Source organism: Methylomonas sp. DH-1 (genome assembly GCF_046097555.1).
In the GTDB taxonomy this organism is placed as follows: domain Bacteria; phylum Pseudomonadota; class Gammaproteobacteria; order Methylococcales; family Methylomonadaceae; genus Methylomonas; species Methylomonas koyamae.
The window spans coordinates 4,875,723-4,892,988 of sequence record NZ_CP143089.1 but is presented as its reverse complement, the minus strand read 5'-3'; the positions used below and the strand labels follow the sequence as shown (position 1 = coordinate 4,892,988).

Below are 17,266 nucleotides of genomic sequence, written 5' to 3'. Positions count from 1 at the left end.
TCATGCAAACCGATTTCCATCATGCCGTGACCTATGTCACCGCCCGCACCGCCGGCTTCGCTCACCAGGAAGCCGACATCATTGCCTATTCGGCGCAATACGTGGACGACGCCGTCAGCGAAGGCTTGGTCCATTTCGATAACAACGCCTTTTACGCCAGGATCCATTCCTCGCACAAAAGCACCGACATCGGCAATTTGAACAACGACCAAAACCTGATGATCTGGTTGCCGTTCCATTTTCTGCCGGGCAACGGCGGCAAGGGGCCGGGCGAAGATCCGGACGGGACCTTTATCCAGAAAATCGTCTGTCTACCGGACAGTCCGCCGGCCAAGGAAATGGTGAAAGCGGCGGTCGACGATAAGGGCAAAGCCTACAGTCTGCATCGGCTCGGAATAGCCTTGCATGTCTATGCCGACACCTGGTCGCACCAGGGGTTTGCCGGGGTGATACACGAAATCAACGAAGTGGAACACGCGCGGGAATTGAAAAGCTCCGGCATGTATAGCAAACAACTGCAGCATGTGCTGGAGGATTTGCTGGATGATGTGATTCCGCCGCTGGGCCATGGCCGGGCCAGGGATTTTCCCGACCTGCCGTTTTTGCATTGGCAATATCGGAACGGGCGCGGGGTTTGGATCGAGCGCGATAACACCACCGACTTCTGCAAAGCCGCGGATGCGATGTGTAAAGTGATGCAGCAATATCTGGGCAAAGCGCAAACCGGTTTGCCGGCCGCCGACAAAGCCCTGTTGGAAAAAATATTCCGCGATTTAAAAATCAAGGAGGATAAGGCCCGCCATGGCAAATGGCTGGAGATCGTCAAGAATGGGTTCAAAGGCGAAAAATTCAGCTTCGGTAGCGCCGAGATCGGCTATGCCGCCGAGGGCGCCAATTCCTGGAAGGAAAAAGCGCTGGGCAGCAGTTGGGACATGCGCGTCCATAAATACACGCCGCAGTTTTTGCAAAGCCATTGGAAGCTGTTTCACGACGCGCTGCAATTGCATCGTTTGACCGTGCTGCACGATATTTTGCCCAAGTACGGCATCTGCGCCGGCTAAGCCGATTAGCGGGAGACTAGCCATGACCGCCAACACCGCAGCCGAACTACCCTGCCGGACCCTATATCCCATCGTCCTGTTGCACGGGGTCGGTTACCGCGACGACATGTTGATGCTGAATTCCTGGGGCCGGATTCCGAAACGCTTGGAAGCCGCCGGCGCCAGCGTGTTTCAGGGCGGTCTGGACGCCTGGAATAGCCATCAAAGCAGCGCGCTGGCGCTAAAGCCCACTATCGAGCGGATACTTAGCCAAACCGGCTCGACAAAGGTCAATATCATCGCCCACTCCAAGGGCGGCCTGGAAGCGCGCTATCTGATTTCCAAACTGGATATGACCGATAAGGTCGCCAGCCTGACCACAATCTGCACGCCGCATCGCGGTTCGGCCGTGGCTGATTTAGTGGCCGGCGACATTCCCGATACCGAAAACCTGTTGAGCATCAATTTCTTCAAACGCCTGGCGCAGCGATTCGGATTTGCCGCGATGGACATCCTGGCCAGAATCACCGGCGACAAAAGCCCGCAAGCCGGCATGGCCATTCGCCAACTGACGCGCAGTTACCTGGCGGAATTTAACCGACAAGTACCGGATATGCCGGGCGTGTATTACCAAAGCTACGGCACTGTGATGCGCCGGGCCATCGACGATCCGGTATTTGCCGCCACGCAGGTTTTGCTGCAGCGCACAGAAGGCGACAACGACGGCATGGTTTCCACTTTGTCCTGCCAATGGGGCAGATTTCGCGGTCTGGTTGGCGCCAGCAATCCGGACCGGGGCTTGTCGCACGGCGATTTGGTCGATTATCGCGGCGTGCTGCTGACCCATTTCGATATCCCGTCGGCCTATCTCGACATCGTCAGCGACCTAAAACAACAAGGCTTTTAGCAGGGCGCATAGGTCTTGCCTAAAAAATATAACGAACACAGGGGAAGGACCATGAACAACTATCTCAATGTCGCCAATTTCCCAACTGCGTCGGAGCAAGAACAGCAAGCGCTGTCGAATGCGCTCGACGCTATCATCGCCAACGATCTGCAAGACGGCGCGCTACCCATGCTGGGCCGTTTTCGCAAAATTCTGGGCGATAACCTGCGCCGAGAAGAATGGGACGGTATCCACGAAAAACTGCTGACTTTATTCAAGTGCGGTACCAGCACGCCGCTGGACGGGCCGATGATCGGGGTGTCGATGTCCATCCGCGATAGCGACTATTTCAAGGAAGCCGCCAACAAGCACGGCGAAAACCGGTCGATGCTGGCACATCTGGAATGGATGGCAACGCTGTGGAATGTCACCTATGCCAGCACCGGTTTATGGATGGGCAAGACCTTCGAGCCGGTTTCCGCAGAGGTATTCGCTGCCAAATGCGGCCACGATCCGGTGGCTATATTTAATTACGATCCGGAAACGACTCGCATCGGCCGGAATTTTTTCCGCGAACCGGACGACCCGAATTTCATTCAAAGCTTGGGCATGCCGGTGCTGACCCAGTTCTGGAATTTGCAGGACCGACCCTTGGATACTAAAGCGCCGGGCTTCGATAGCCAGTTGCTTGCGCAAAACCTGGCCAAGGAAAAAGCGATTCCGTATGTGAAAACCGGCGGAATTTTCCTGTCCTTGCCGGGTAAATCGGTGGTTGCGGAGATGCGCGGTAAAGCGGTGTACCAACTCAATTACCGTTGGCACGATTTGCATCCGGCATTTCCAATGACGCGGCTGATCGACGAACTGGTGCAGATCGAGGACGGCGTCTATTTGGGTCAATTGGTGATGGCCACCCACCACTACAGTTTGGGCACGCTGCGGATACCCTTGTTCGGCGCTCCACCGCCGGAATGGGAACTGGGCGAAGCCTATAGCGGCGATACCTCCCTCGATTACGGTTATCAGAACAACGGCTTCTTTTTGATGATAGATACCGCTCGCGCCCGCGAGGCATTTGCGGATTCGGCCTTTCCCAACCTGCGGCCGCGCCCCGGCGAACGCGGTTGGAAGGAGCTGGGTTACGACCAACCGGCGCCGGCCAAACCGGGCGCCGTGGGGACGGCATCGATTGGAAGAGCGGCTGGCGCGACGACGCCGAATTGCAGCGTAAATTCACCACGTTTTGTCTGGAACCGTCGCCGCAAGCCGACGATGGCGACGTCCGCGAGCTGCTGCAACCGGGCGAATCCATTTTGCAGATGCTGCAACGCCAACAAGGCAAAATTTCCGCGGCCAGCGGTTTCGACGATCACCTGCGCCATTTCGAAGTGTTGAATCGGCTGTTTCGCAGCGGCGTGGCGCCGCGCATTGCCGATGGCAGGTTCCAAGGTCAGGGCAAAGGCTACAACACCCGCTTCGATGCGCCCGAAGCGCGCGACTGGTACGGACAGAGCGATCCGTGCTGCGGCTTCGATTATTACCACGGTGCCACATTGAATTTGCATTGGGGCTTCGGCGACAGTTTTATCGCCAACATCGCCCGATCGTTGCAGGAACACAGCATGATTCCGGCCGCGCTGGCCGATAAGCTGCAAAACGATCCGCGCGCGCCGAATTTGCTGAACGCAGTGTGGGCCAATATCGGCCGCTTTATTTTCCCGTGGGCCGGCAAATCTTTCGAACGCATTAGCGGCCGTAAATTGAGCATGCTGCTGGACGAAAGCGACGACCTGGCCCAGCGCTATCCGCAGCGGGTCGCAGAGCTAAAAACCCGTCCGGCCAGTTTTCCGCATTACGCCTTGGTCGAGAAAAATAGAGAACATTATTGGCAACAGCCGGGCGTTTACGCCGCCCATCTCAGCAGCAGTTGGGACCAAGGCATGTCCAAAGCAGACCGCGCCTTCTGGGAACGGGAAGCCGCGGAGCATTGGCTATTCGGCAATAACATCCAGGACTCGCGCATCCTGCCGACCGACGCGCTGTTTCGGGTATTGGACATGAACTACCACCCGCCGTTGCCATCCATTCAGCGCCTGGCCGATTCCGGCCCTTCGCCGTTCGTCAGACAGGGTTACAGTTTTTTGGGCGTGGACGACAGGGAGTCGATTTTGCCGATGAACAACGGGCCGGATCGGCCTAAGAAAGTGTTCCAGTTCCATTACCGCTACCCGATGATCGGCGGTCCGGCGCCGATAGGCACCTGCCTGGACGAACTGGTGGAAATCGCCGAAGGCTTATTCCTGGGCCAACTGATTTATTCCACCGCCTTGCTGGTACCGTTCCACTCCGCCACCGACCCGACGGAATACCAATATCAGTTATTCGGTTATTTTTTATTGCTGGACAACACCTGGGAGCAACACCGGCAGGCGATAGGGTTCGATATCAATACGTTAAGTTGAATTTGCGCGTGAGGTTATTCTTTGGGATTTGTGGAGTTGGTACTGCCATCATATTTCAATTTGGATGATAACCACTAAAGATACGAAGAGTTAAACTAATTTTGTTCAGGACACCAACATTGAAATGCTTTTTATTCCAGCGATTTCCCAAGGAAAATACCAATATCATAATTCACTGTGAATTTATAACCCGCTCAGATTTATCAATTTTCGTCAATTTCCTACTGAGTTCCATCTAATCGGCAAGATCACCATTATCTCGCCATAATTGGCGAGCAGAGCCAGTATAAAGCTGGCCTGATAAACGTAGAACGGCTTCGCCTTTTTTTAAGGATGTGTGCAAAACCTGACCAAATACTTTTCTCTGTTCGTTTTCTCTAAGTGTTTGAGGTGAAAAATGTATTCCGCATTCCGCTAGTTCAGCAAAATCTGTTGCATTAACTCCTTTTGTCAAAAATGCATCCGCATCTTGAGAAGCTAACCAAACCGGAAAGCCCCATGATCGACCTTGACGCGCTAAAGAACCTAAAAGACCTGACTTTCCTTCCTTGGGTAGCAATAGGTGCGCTTCGTCTACAAACAGCACCATCTGCAAGGGCTGAATGCCATCTTTTACAGCGAGGGCCCGGTTCAACTGGCGCATAATGCAGTTGAGGATAAAGGCAACTGCCAAAACTTTTGTGTCGTTGTCATTGCCCAGAGGCTTGAAATCTATGACTTGTGACGAACTTAACCAGCGCTCAATCGGTTGTGCCCTGTCCGCATTTGAAAACAAGTTGAATTTGGAAATTTTCTCCAATATTGAGAGCGCAACCCCTTCTTCTCCCCGTTGCTCCAATTCTGCCGCAAGACCTTGAAAATCCGGACGTTCCAGACTTTCAAATGCATCTCGAATGACTCTCTCCTGATTTGCGCCAAGCTGAGGTGCGAATGCGCCCACCAGAGAAGCAACCTCCGAGGCAATCTGCGCATTTTCCGCCTCGGACTTCCCTCTAAACAAAGGGTTGATGGGCAAACCCTCTGAAATGAGACGAATATAATGTGCTCCAGTAATTTGAAGAAAATTATTTCGAGTTTGCGTTTGTTGTGGGTTTGAAGGGTCCTCTTCCAACTCACCTTTCAAGTCAAAAAACAAAAATCTGACACCTTGGCGCGATATTTGGGCCAATAGGTCCAGGGCAAGTTGGCTTTTGCCTGAGCCGGGTTTACCGGAAATTACGGTAAGGCAATTCCCTCCAGCCGCATTGATTGTCCAAGGTTCAACGTCATCAAGTAACTTGATTCGGACCGGATGGTCCACAATCGCCAAAGGCATTATTGCGGAGTCTTCGTTGGATTGAACAAGTTCAGGACCGGTTTTCGCCGTTTTTATCAGCGCTGAAGTGAACATGATTTGGTCGCCGTTGTATTCATCCCACAATTGCATGAGACGATGGCAACCATACTCGAAATAAAGGCGAAACGCTTGCTTGTAGGTAGTTTCATCTAGTGTCGAACCATTGCGATAATTTAGAGCTGCTCTCACTACTGGAGCCAAGTCGTCGCCAACGATAGTTTCTTCAGCTAACTCAATACCCTGGGAATCGGCCACCTTAAATCCACTTGGTAAGCCTTCTCCCAAAGCCAGAAACATTCCAGCTCTGCCCAAGACTGCTTTATTTGGAGCATGGACGCGGCTCCAAACCGATTCCAAGAAATCGCCGACAGCGGCACTAGTTTTGATTCTCATGGCAATAATCTCTAAAGCACTCGTTTGAAGTAGTCATTGCTGACTCTAACTTGGTAGGAGTTCGATTCTGGATCACCTTGGGGATTTAAAGTGTAAACCCTGGATAAATGAGGTGCGATTCGGTCAAAAAGATCGCTTTTGGGATCGATTTCCGCGTTAGTAGTCAAAATGATGCTTTGATGGCCCGAAAGATACAGTCGTTCCAATACGTTTTCACGAACTTCTTTATCCAGACGCCCCAATGGCGTATCAACTACAAGTGGTGTTACGAAGCGGCCCAAACGACGCAACGCTTCGGTGAATGCCAAAATTCGAACTTGGCGCTGACCAGCCGAGGTATTGGCACTTTCCCAGGATACGCGACTGCCATCAGACTTTTTCAGGAAGCAATTCCAGTGTTGATCAAACTCCATGCCGACATACTCTAAACCTCGGTCAGTTATATCGAGCCACAATCCACCAACGATGTCAGCGATCTTCTCTCGAAGTGATATGGCTGCTCTGGATTTAATTTGGCTCACAGCGTCCCGATAGCGATGCGCCAAGCTATTGAGATCCCGTCCTTTCTGTACTTTTTGCACTTGCTCCGACAGATTGGTTTCCTCCTTATGAAGCTCATGGAGTTTAGTATTGATTAGAACGCGTTCGGCCTGGATATTGGAAATCTTTTCGTCGATTTGCTCTTTATGTTTTAGAAGAGAGCCCCTACGCTCACGTAACTCATTGCCCAGAGCTATAGCAGTGCTGTCCGAGTTCAGTACTTTTAACGTTTGATCAAGCTCTCTGAGTTCAGATGTCTTACGCTCTAATTCAGCACACAAGTTAGCAAGACCTTGTATCGCAGTCGCCTGAGTTCGTAGTTTTGATCTGACCTGAATGCTAAGCTCGTTCCGTTCAGGTACAACAAAGATCTTTTCTGACATGCCTTCAGGCGGCGGATTGAACAGACTTTGTAGTGCCAAGTCTATTTGGGCTTCATAAAAACTACGGTAGGAATCATCAAGCAAGAAGTTAGGCGGCACATTTTCAAATACAGCTCGCTTAACTTGTGGGATTTTTGGCTCAACACTAGCTTTTCTATTTTCGAAATCTCTTCGGCGTTCCTCTTTCACTAAATACTCGTGGAGTTCAGAACGGAAACCACCTAACAGAGAAATCGGTAATGTCGATTCCCACGCCGTGCCAAGATTAGCTTCTAACTTGTCCTTCGTCGATTTTATTTCCTCACGTTGCTTAGTCGCTTTGGTTAGCGATTCTGGATCAACAGCGCCGATGGACTTGAGCTGATCTTCTACTTCATCCAATTCGAATTTAACGTCCTGGAGCTGTTGCTCCTGGTCGGACTCATCTAAATCAAGTGTCTTGAGGTTGGACTTATGGCGAAGTATTTCAGCTGTGATGTCATTTAAGCGACGTTCTGCCTCGGAGCCACTACCGTATATTTTGGGAATTTTATTGGCAGTCAGTTGGCGCAGGTCTTCCTCTAATTCCGAATAGGAGTAAAGACCGAGTACTCGGCTGATGCCTTCAGTTATTTCCCGCTCATTTAGCTGGATGCTTTGGCTACGCTCCGCGTCGAAAAAGAAAAAACGTGTCAAATGGCGTGGCAAAAACGCATCGCGTAACTTTTGAACCTTGTCTTCGTCCTCTATCCATTGAGAATCTCCAGATAGATTGGCTTTAGAGCTAAAAACTGGAGGTGAATTGGGGCGCCACCTCACCTGACGAACCAATGTCAACGTTCGACCAATACTACCGGTTTCATCGCGCTGGCTTAATTGTAACGTCATTGAGCAACTGTCTTCGCCCTCTGATTTCGCTCGACGATTCAATGATTCGGCCAAATCAAATCGGGTAGCATCTGAACCTGATTCAACTTTTTTAAGATCAATAGCCCCACTTTCGCCGACAGTGGCTAGATATAAAGCTCGAAGCAGATGTGTCTTACCCGCACCATTCTTGCCACCGATAAGCGTGGCTCGACGATATCCCTCAGTTCCGAGCTCGAAGGTATGCTCTCCGTAATATGGCCCGAAATTCTTGATAGACAGCGAATCAATATATACCTCAGGCATGCGTTTGTTCCTTTTCCAATTGACGCTCTCTCAAATCATCTTGCAATATCTGCAACAGTTCATCTGGCAAGCCCACAGCACGGTGGCTTTCACCATATTCTTCGACCTTCGAAACAAGCCGTCGCAATGTTTCAATCGATATTTCCTTTTCCGTTGCTACACGCTCCTCGATTTCTCGCAACTCAGCTTCATCCTTTCTTTCTGGCATGGCGTCACCCTTTTGCTGGAAGATAATATTGACGACCCCCGTACCGTCATCTGGATTGCGAGCGCTATTCCAAAAGGTTTGAATCCAATGCAGCTCTTCTTCGCTGATGACAGGGAGACCCGATTCGTCTTGCAAAGCTAACAATTTAGTTAAAAGCTCTTTCCGGGCCTCAATTTTCAGCGGCCCCGGTCCTTCTTGACCGTTTTTCCGCACCATATCGCGGTAACCGTTCTCCGGATCACGAAAATGCAATAGTGTTTCGCGAAAGCGGAGCAGTGATTCCATACGCTGATCTCCAGTGGCTAGCAGACCTTCGCTGGCTTTATCTTTCTCTACTACCGTGCAAGTCCAGCAGCCAAATCTACTATTGCCACATGAGGGTGTAGATTGGTCAACCACCAGCGGGCACTCTCCGCCAGATGCATCCCTATAAAGCTGAAAAAGAGTTTGGTTATCGCCATCCCATGGACAAGGACGTTCCATCAAATAATCCCAAACCTCGAAAGTAGAGATGTGTTCAATCGGGGTCGAAATCCAGCAACGAGGTAAGTCGTCATGGCGTCGCAAACCGAATTCGCTCTTAGCCCGAGCATCCAATGTTTGTGCACGTGAGCCGCTCTCGCTTCGACGGGCTCCCAACACGATAATGGCTTCCCCCCAATGTCCAAGCTTTCCGCGAATGAACTCGCTGACAGGATCAATCTTTAACCGCTGAGTACACCAGCGAAAGGTTCGGTTAGGTGGCGGATAACCGCGCCCGATAATATTTACCCAAAACGACTGCTGTGCTGTTGGTTTTAATAAATGTGCAGAAATGTTTAGCCCATGCTTTTCTGAGCAGGCTTGCATGAGGTCTAACTCGCTTTGAACCCTCGAAACAACAGCCGGAATTTCCACACGGGTGTCGGTACAGACAACACAAATCTCTTTGGTGCGCTGTTCCGGAGGCAGCGCCATTACTACCTCGAACACCAAGGAGGCTATCATCGAACTATCTTTGCCACCACTGTAGCCGACTATCCATGGCCGAGCGTCCATAGAATAAAGTCTATGGAGGCTTTCCAAAATATTTTGAATCATCACTGACAACTTACCTCTTAAACATCCAAATTCGCCACATCCAGCGCATTCTTGACGATGAAGTCGCGGCGGGGTTCGACGATGTCACCCATTAGCGTGGTGAAGATTTCGTCGGCGGCAATCACGTCCTGGATCGTGACTTGCAGCAGGCGGCGGCTGTTGCTGTCCAGCGTGGTTTCCCAGAGCTGTTCCGGATTCATCTCGCCCAATCCTTTATAGCGCTGGATGTGCTGGCCTTTTTTGACTTCTCGCATCATCCATTCGAAGGCTTGTTTGAAATTGGCGACGTGTTGCTCACGTTCGCCCATGCGCATGACCGAGTGTTCGCCAAACATGTTGGTGGTGTGTTCGACGTAGGCGGCGATTTTTTGGTAATCGTGGCCGGAGAAGAACGGTGCGTGCAACACGAAGGTTTTGGTGATGCCGTGCAGGCGTTTGTTGACAGTGACGTCGAAATCTTCGGCGTCGCGGTAACTCAGCTCGCTACTGAACACGGCTTTGTGGTCGCCGGCGTTCAAGTTGCGTTCCAGTTGCGCGAACCAAGCCGACAACATTTGCGGGTTGGCTCTGATATCGGCGTTCAATACCGGCATGTAGGTCATTTGTTCCAGATACAGGTCGTCGTAACGTCTGGACAGGCGTTGGATTACGTTCATGACGTCGGCAAACTCGGTCGCCAGTTTTTCCAAACCCGGACCTTGGATGACCGGGGTGTCCGGATCGGTCTGTAATTGGGCTTTATCCAGCGCCATTTGAATCAGGTATTGGTTCAAAGCGTTGTCGTCTTTGACGTAGTGTTCTTGTTTGCCTTTCTTGACTTTGTACAACGGCGGCTGAGCGATGTAGATGTGGCCGCGTTCGACCAGTTCCGGCAATTGGCGGTAGAAGAAGGTCAGCAGCAAGGTGCGAATGTGCGAGCCGTCGACGTCGGCGTCGGTCATGATGATGATGCGGTGATAGCGCAACTTTTCGACGTTGTATTCGTCCTTGCCGATGCCGCAGCCCAGCGCGGTAATCAAGGTGCCGACTTCTTCCGACGAAATCATTTTGTCGAAGCGGGCTTTTTCCACATTCAGAATTTTACCTTTCAGCGGCAGGATGGCTTGGGTACGGCGGTCGCGGCCTTGTTTGGCGGAGCCGCCGGCCGAGTCCCCTTCCACAATGAATAGTTCGGACAAGGCCGGGTCTTTTTCCTGGCAGTCGGCCAGTTTGCCGGGCAGGCCGGCAATATCCAGCGTGGTTTTGCGGCGGGTCATTTCCCGGGCTTTTCTGGCTGCTTCGCGGGCGCGGGCGGCGTCGATGATTTTACCGGCGATGGCTTTAGCAACTTGCGGTTGTTCCAGCAGGAATTCCTGCAGTTTTTCGTTCATCGTCGATTCGACCAACGGTTTCACTTCGGACGACACCAGTTTGTCTTTGGTTTGCGACGAGAATTTGGGGTCCGGCACTTTTACCGACAACACGGCGGTCAAGCCTTCGCGGGCGTCGTCGCCGGTGGTGGCGACTTTTTCCTTCTTCGCTAGACCGTTGCTTTCGATGTATTGGTTGATGGTACGGGTCAGCGCGGCGCGAAAGCCGGCCAAGTGGGTACCGCCGTCGCGTTGCGGGATGTTGTTGGTATAGCAGAATACGTTTTCCTGGTAGGAATCGTTCCACTGCATCGCGACTTCGACGGTGACGCCTTCCTTCTCGGCCTGGAAGTGGAACACTTTCTCGAACAGCGGCGTTTTGTTCTTATTCAGGTGTTGCACGAACGCGCTGATGCCGCCTTCGAATTCGAACACGTCTTCCTTGCCGCTACGTTCGTCGCGCAACGAGATTCTGACGCCGGAGTTGAGGAAGGACAATTCGCGCAAGCGTTTGGCGAGAATGTCGTAGTGGAATTCGATGTTGGTGAATATGGTCGGGCTGGGCTTGAAGTTGATATAGGTGCCGCTGCCTTCGGCGTCGCCGACAACGGCCAACGGCGCAACCGGTTCGCCCAACACGTATTTCTGCATGTGCAGTTTGCCGTTCTTGCGGACTTTCAAGGTTAATTCTTCGGAAAGTGCATTTACCACCGAAACGCCGACGCCATGTAAGCCGCCGGAGACTTTGTAGGCGTTGTCGTCGAATTTACCGCCGGCATGCAGTACCGTCATGATCACTTCTGCGGCGGAACGGCCTTCTTCTTTGTGAATATCGACCGGGATACCGCGGCCGTCGTCGGACACCGACACCGAACCGTTTTCATGGATGACGACATCGACGCCTTTGCAATATCCCGCCAAGGCTTCGTCTATCGAGTTATCGACAACCTCGAACACCATGTGATGTAGACCGGAACCGTCATCGGTATCACCGATATACATGCCAGGACGTTTTCTGACCGCGTCCAGACCTTTCAGTACTGTGATATTCGAACTGTCGTATTGTTCACTCATGAGGGTATCCAGTGTGTTGTACCGCACGGTGGTTTGTCGTTTGCTCGGGCATTCAACAGATCATGCGTTGGTGATGGAGTTTTCTAGTTTTTATTATTCGTTCCACGTGAAACATCAAACCTGGCTAATATCGCCGTGTTCCACGTGAAACCACTTGTAGTTGTCGATGTTACTTAAATCGCCGAAATCGGCTATTCCAGTACTGCTGATAAATATTTGGCATTCAAGCTCGGCCAAGTATTTTAGCAATTTTGCCCTGTTATCTGCATCCAATTCCGCCGTCAGGTCGTCGATCAGAATGCAACAGGTATTGGGGCTATCCCGATTCAACAAAGTTACTTGCGCTAACAGCAAAGCTAATACCAGCAACTTTTGCTGGCCGCGCGACAAATAATCTTTAGCCAGCCGTTTGTTCAGGTAAGTTTGGAAATCGGCTCGGTGCGGCCCGCTATGGGTGAAGCCGTAACGCATATCCTTTTCCAGATCGGCTTTAAACGCTTGCTCCAAACTCAATTTGTCGTCCCAGCCGGATAGGATGCGCAATGCCACGTCGTCGCTCCGTAAAAAATATCCGGCCATTTCCAGAAACACCGGTTGCAAAGCGCTTAAATAGCTCAGACGGAAATCCTTGATCATCCGGCCGTACTCGGCCAGTTCCCGATCCCAAGCCAAAATTTGCCGAACTTGCCGACTCTTCAGTAGCGCGTTGCGCTGCTGCAAGGCTTTACTGTAGTTACGCCAGCAAGGCAGAAAATTCCTGTTCTGGTTAAAAATCCCCCAATCCAGAAATTCTCTGCGGATTTGCGGCCCCGAATCGAGCAAACGATAGCTCTTAGGATGGATCAATTGCACCGGCAATGCGTAAGCTAAATCCGCCTTCTGCCGGTTTTCCTGGTCGATGCGGATCTCGCATTGTTTGTTGTCGATTTGAATGCCGAGATGGCTGACCGATCCGTTTTGCTGGCGGTTTTGCGCAGCGACAGTCAATTGCGATTGATCTAAGGCGATGGCTTGTTTGATATGGGTGGTCCGAAACGACCGGGCTCGACCCAAGATGAAGATGGCCTCCAACAACGAACTTTTACCGCTGGCATTGGCCCCGGTAATCAAGTTGATGGACGGCGACGGCGAAATGCTGGCGGACTGGATGTTCCGCACCGCCAGAACATCCAACTTTAACAAAGTCATCCCGAGAAGCTGTTTACATCCGCATCGGCATTACGATGAATTTGAATAGGGCTTGTTCGGGTTCTTCCACAAAGCAACTGCTGGCATTGCTGGCAACGGTCAAGACCGCCATTTCCGAATCCAGATTGGTCACCGCATCCAGCATGTACTGCGAATTGAACGAAATCGTCAATGGATCGCCTTGGTAATCGATAACCAACTCTTCCTCGGCTTCGTCATGCTCCGGATTGTGCGTGCTCAGCTTCAGCGAGTCGCCGGCAATATCGAAGGTAACGCCTTTATATTTTTCATTAGACAAAATCGCCACCCGGGTCAAGGCCTCGCGCAACAACTGTTTTTGAATCAGCAGCGGCGACATGAAGCTCTGGTTGAACACCTTGCTGAAATCCGGAAATTTAGCGTCTATCAGTTTGGACGAGAACACCACATCCTTGTAATAAAGTTTGATGTGATTGTTGGAGAATTGGATATTCAACTCGGCTTCGGTATCGTCCAACAGGCGGCTTAATTCCTGTACCGCTTTTCTCGGCAAAATGATGCGGGATTCGCAGCCGGTCGCCTGGCCGATATCGTCCTCGTAAATCGACAGGCGGTGGCCGTCGGAAGCTACCAATTTCAATCTGGAATTGCTGATATGTAGCAACAGGCCGTTCAAATAGTAGCGAACATCCTGGTTGGCCATGCAAAACACGGTTTTTTCCAACGCTTTCTTTAATTTGCCGGCATTCAATGCGAAATCGTATTCGTAGTTCGATTCGTTGAATTCCGGGTAGTGTTCCGCCGGCAATGTACTTAACGAGAACCGGCTCCGCCCCGATACCAGTTTCACTTTGTCGTCCTGTAACTCGAAACTGATTTCTGCCGCAGGCGGCAGCAAGCGGCAAATATCCAGAAACTTGCGCGCTGGAACCGTGATTTCCCCGGATTTTATTATTGATTCGATATTTATCTTCGAGACAATCTGGATTTCGGTGTCGGTACCGGTCATCACCAATTGGTCGTCGCTGGCTTGCAACAACACGTTGGAAAGGATGGGCATGGTTTGCCGTTTCTCGATAACGCTGACGATTTGTTGCAATGGAGCGAGAATTTGATCTCTGCTAATAATAAATTTCATATCAATATCTTTTCTCTATTGTTATTACTATCGAAGAAAAAACCTGTGGATAAGCCGTAATTACCATTCAGAATCAATAGCTTTTGTTCGTATTGAACATGTAAGTTAACCGTCGCCGTACTTGTTGAGAATTTGTGGAAAACCGGCAAGGGTCAAAATGGCTACAACTTGTCCACATCTTTTGCCGATATTATCCAACATTCTTTTCAACAAGTTTGCTTTCCCTATTATGGAGGAAACTGGCGAGTCCGCTTAGCGGAATTGTGGTTTGCCGACTATCTACCGTGCTAACGAATTGGTTACTGGAATAGATCGGTCTTCATAAAGTTCGTTTCGGTACCAACCGGTTGCCTTGGCGCTGGCAAAGCGGCAAATTTCCGTCCCCGCAAGTCCGATTTGCCGGCCGATCTCAACAGCTAATCATAAATAGATTATTAGATCTTTATTTTTTGTTATTACTATTACGTCCATAAAAAACTGTGGATAAGTTAATTTTTTATATTTTTTTCAAGTAGTTGAATTAACAATAAGTCTGTATAGCACAGCCGTTGACGCTTGTCGGAACAATGTGGATAACTGTCTAAGCGGGTTTTATCCGCAATTTTTCCACAAGATTTGACGAATTTTGCCAACACGCTTATCAACAATGTTTATAAGTCGGATCCGCCAGATTTGAATCTTGAACTGATAAACCAGCGGTAAGCCCGCCGATTGGCCTAAAATGGTATCGGATCATTTTTACAAGGAGAACTTATGCTGGTACTTGGCGTGGATATTGGCGGTTCCGGTATCAAAGGTGCGATAGTCAACACCGAAACCGGAGAATTAGTATCGGAACGGCATCGTATCGACACGCCGCAGCCGGCTACTCCGGAAGCGGTTGCGGCGGTACTGGCGCAGTTGGTGGTGCATTTTCACTGGAACGGGCCGGTCGGTTGCGGTTTTCCGGCTGCGGTGCAACACGGCGTCGCCTTGACGGCCTCCAATATCTCCAAGGAGTTTATCCAAACCGATATCGATAAATTATTTTCGGAAGCGACAACCTGTGCTTGTTTCAACGTCAACGATGCCGATGCCGCCGGGCTCGCCGAAATGCATTTCGGCCACGGCGTGGGTCAATCCGGTGTGGTGTTGTTGGTTACCGTGGGTACCGGCCTGGGAACTGCGCTGTTTACCGACGGTAATTTATTGCCCAATACCGAGTTGGGGCATATTTTTTTGGAGAACGGCGTCAAAGCCGAACGCTATGCCTCCGATGCGGCGCGCAAGATCGAGGATTTGGGTTGGAAAACCTGGGGTAAGCGCTTCAATACTTATTTGACTGCGATGGAACGCTTGTTCTGGCCCGACTTGATCATCCTCGGCGGCGGCGCCAGTAAAAAGTTCGACAAATTCCAGGATCAACTCGCATTGAACACGCCGGTCAAACCCGCCGTATTTTTAAACCAAGCCGGCATCGTCGGTGCCGCACTGTTTGCCAAGTCGAAACTTTAATTTACGGTTCGGCCCAGCCGGCTTTGGCGCTGCGGTTTCTCGCTGCTGTACGCGGTACGATGATTGCTTGGTGTTACCTTGGTTGAGGAAGCTTGTTACTGCCGGCGTGTCTTAGTAGCCAGTTTTTCCCAAATTTCCGCTCTATCCAACCCAGGCGATCACCATGGCAATCAGCGTTTTCGATATCTTTAAAATCGGTATAGGCCCTTCCAGCTCGCACACGGTGGGACCGATGCGGGCGGCGATGGCCTTTGCCCGCAATTTGGAACAACAAGGCTTACTCGGCGCAGTCCGCCGGATTCAGGTCGAACTGTACGGTTCCCTCGGCGCCACCGGCAAAGGCCACGGCACCGACAAGGCAGTCATGCTGGGTTTGGAAGGCGAAATGCCGGATGCGGTCGATCCCGACCAGATTCCGCAACGTCTGGCGCAGATCCGCGAGACCGGTGCGGTGCGGCTGCTGGGCCAATATCCGGTGGCGTTCAACGAAAAATCCGATCTGCTGTTTCAACGCAAAGTATTGCCTTACCATTCCAACGGCATGCGGCTGACCGTGTTCGATGCATCCGGCGCCGAATTGGTGCAGGCCGATTATTATTCGGTCGGCGGCGGCTTCGTCGTCACCGGACCGGAAGCGGCGGTCGACCGTTTGAGCAACGACGATACTTGTTTGCCTTATCCGTTCAACACCGGCGACGGCTTACTCAAATTATGCGCCACTCACCGCAAGTCGATCAGCGACTTAATCATGAGCAACGAGAAGGCCTGGCTGAACGAAGCACAAATCCGCGAGCGGCTATTGAATATTTGGCAGGTGATGCAGGCCTGCGTCGAACGCGGTCTGCACCAGGAAGGCATCATGCCCGGCGGCATGAAAGTCAGGCGCCGGGCCGCCAACCTGTATCGGCAACTGACCGGCGAAATTCCGCGGCAAACCCCAAGCATGCCGGTCGGCACGATGGAATGGGTCAATTTGTTTGCGCTGGCGGTCAGCGAAGAAAACGCCGCCGGTGGCCGCGTCGTCACGGCGCCAACCAATGGTGCCGCCGGCATCATTCCGGCCGTGCTGCATTATTACTGGAAGTTTTGCGAAGGCGCCAACGAGGACGGCGTGATTCGCTTTTTATTGACTGCGGCGGCCATCGCGATTTTATATAAAGAAAAGGCCTCGCTGTCCGGAGCCGAAGTGGGTTGCCAGGGCGAAATCGGCGTGGCCTGTTCGATGGCGGCCGGCGCCTTGGCCGAAGTGTTGGGCGGCACGCCGGAGCAAGTCGAAAACGCCGCCGAAATCGGCATGGAGCACAACTTGGGTTTGACCTGCGATCCGGTCGGCGGCTTGGTGCAAGTGCCTTGCATCGAGCGCAATGCGATGGGCTCGGTCAAAGCGATCAACGCGGCGCGGATTGCACTACGCGGCGACGGCAAACACTTCGTATCGCTGGACAAGGTGATCAAGACCATGCGCGAAACCGGCGCCGATATGAAAACCAAATACAAGGAAACCTCGCGCGGCGGTTTGGCGGTGAACTTGATCGAATGTTGAGCCGCAGTCCGGTTAAGCCGG

The 17,266-nt window shown here is 51.7% G+C and carries 12 protein-coding genes; 6 read left to right on the top strand and 6 right to left on the bottom strand.

What is annotated here, in order from left to right:
* The first annotated feature begins 2 nt into the window (after positions 1-2).
* The 4 genes from VXJ35_RS22310 to VXJ35_RS22295 are packed head-to-tail and all read left to right on the top strand — an operon-like array spanning position 3 to position 4,388.
* Positions 3-1,061 carry a DUF6765 family protein gene (locus tag VXJ35_RS22310; RefSeq protein WP_064023250.1) on the top strand — a complete coding sequence of 353 codons (1,059 nt, stop codon included), beginning with the start codon at positions 3-5 and terminating at the stop codon, positions 1,059-1,061.
* A gap of 22 nt (positions 1,062-1,083) precedes the next feature.
* On the top strand, positions 1,084-1,947 hold the full coding sequence (locus VXJ35_RS22305) for a triacylglycerol lipase (protein ID WP_064023249.1): 864 nt from the start codon (positions 1,084-1,086) through the stop codon (positions 1,945-1,947).
* Between the two features lie 51 nt (positions 1,948-1,998).
* Complete coding sequence (locus VXJ35_RS22300; protein ID WP_064023248.1) at positions 1,999-3,321, top strand: hypothetical protein; 1,323 nt, start codon at positions 1,999-2,001, stop codon at positions 3,319-3,321.
* Entirely contained in the window at positions 3,246-4,388 is a 1,143-nt protein-coding gene (locus VXJ35_RS22295) for a hypothetical protein (RefSeq protein WP_064023247.1), read from the top strand. Before VXJ35_RS22300 ends, VXJ35_RS22295 begins: the two co-directional genes overlap by 76 nt.
* A 235-nt stretch (positions 4,389-4,623) precedes the next feature.
* On the opposite strand, the gene VXJ35_RS22290 is transcribed toward VXJ35_RS22295, so the two are convergent.
* From VXJ35_RS22290 to dnaN, 6 genes are all read right to left on the bottom strand, one after another.
* Positions 4,624-6,117 carry an ATP-binding protein gene (locus VXJ35_RS22290; RefSeq protein ID WP_064023246.1) on the bottom strand — a complete coding sequence of 498 codons (1,494 nt, stop codon included), beginning with the start codon at positions 6,115-6,117 and terminating at the stop codon, positions 4,624-4,626.
* An 11-nt stretch (positions 6,118-6,128) separates the two neighbouring features.
* Complete coding sequence (locus VXJ35_RS22285; RefSeq protein ID WP_064023245.1) at positions 6,129-8,192, bottom strand: AAA family ATPase; 2,064 nt, start codon at positions 8,190-8,192, stop codon at positions 6,129-6,131.
* Positions 8,185-9,480, bottom strand: a complete 1,296-nt coding sequence (gene dndC, locus VXJ35_RS22280) for a DNA phosphorothioation system sulfurtransferase DndC (RefSeq protein ID WP_064023244.1) — start codon at positions 9,478-9,480, stop codon at positions 8,185-8,187. Before dndC ends, VXJ35_RS22285 begins: the two co-directional genes overlap by 8 nt.
* Before the next feature lie 17 nt (positions 9,481-9,497).
* Positions 9,498-11,903 (bottom strand): DNA topoisomerase (ATP-hydrolyzing) subunit B, encoded by a 2,406-nt coding sequence (gene gyrB / locus VXJ35_RS22275; protein ID WP_064023243.1) that lies wholly within the window; start codon positions 11,901-11,903, stop codon positions 9,498-9,500.
* A gap of 114 nt (positions 11,904-12,017) precedes the next feature.
* The gene (gene recF, locus VXJ35_RS22270) at positions 12,018-13,091 is read right to left on the bottom strand and encodes a DNA replication/repair protein RecF (RefSeq protein ID WP_064023242.1); all 1,074 of its coding nucleotides are present in this window, start codon (positions 13,089-13,091) and stop codon (positions 12,018-12,020) included.
* Between the two features lie 13 nt (positions 13,092-13,104).
* Positions 13,105-14,208 (bottom strand): DNA polymerase III subunit beta, encoded by a 1,104-nt coding sequence (gene dnaN / locus VXJ35_RS22265; RefSeq protein ID WP_064023241.1) that lies wholly within the window; start codon positions 14,206-14,208, stop codon positions 13,105-13,107.
* 753 nt (positions 14,209-14,961) lie between these two features.
* Between dnaN and ppgK the strand changes: the two genes are divergently transcribed.
* On the top strand, positions 14,962-15,702 hold the full coding sequence (gene ppgK / locus VXJ35_RS22260; RefSeq protein WP_064023240.1) for a polyphosphate--glucose phosphotransferase: 741 nt from the start codon (positions 14,962-14,964) through the stop codon (positions 15,700-15,702).
* A gap of 163 nt (positions 15,703-15,865) precedes the next feature.
* Entirely contained in the window at positions 15,866-17,245 is a 1,380-nt protein-coding gene (locus VXJ35_RS22255) for an L-serine ammonia-lyase (protein WP_064023239.1), read from the top strand.
* Positions 17,246-17,266 lie beyond the last annotated feature (21 nt).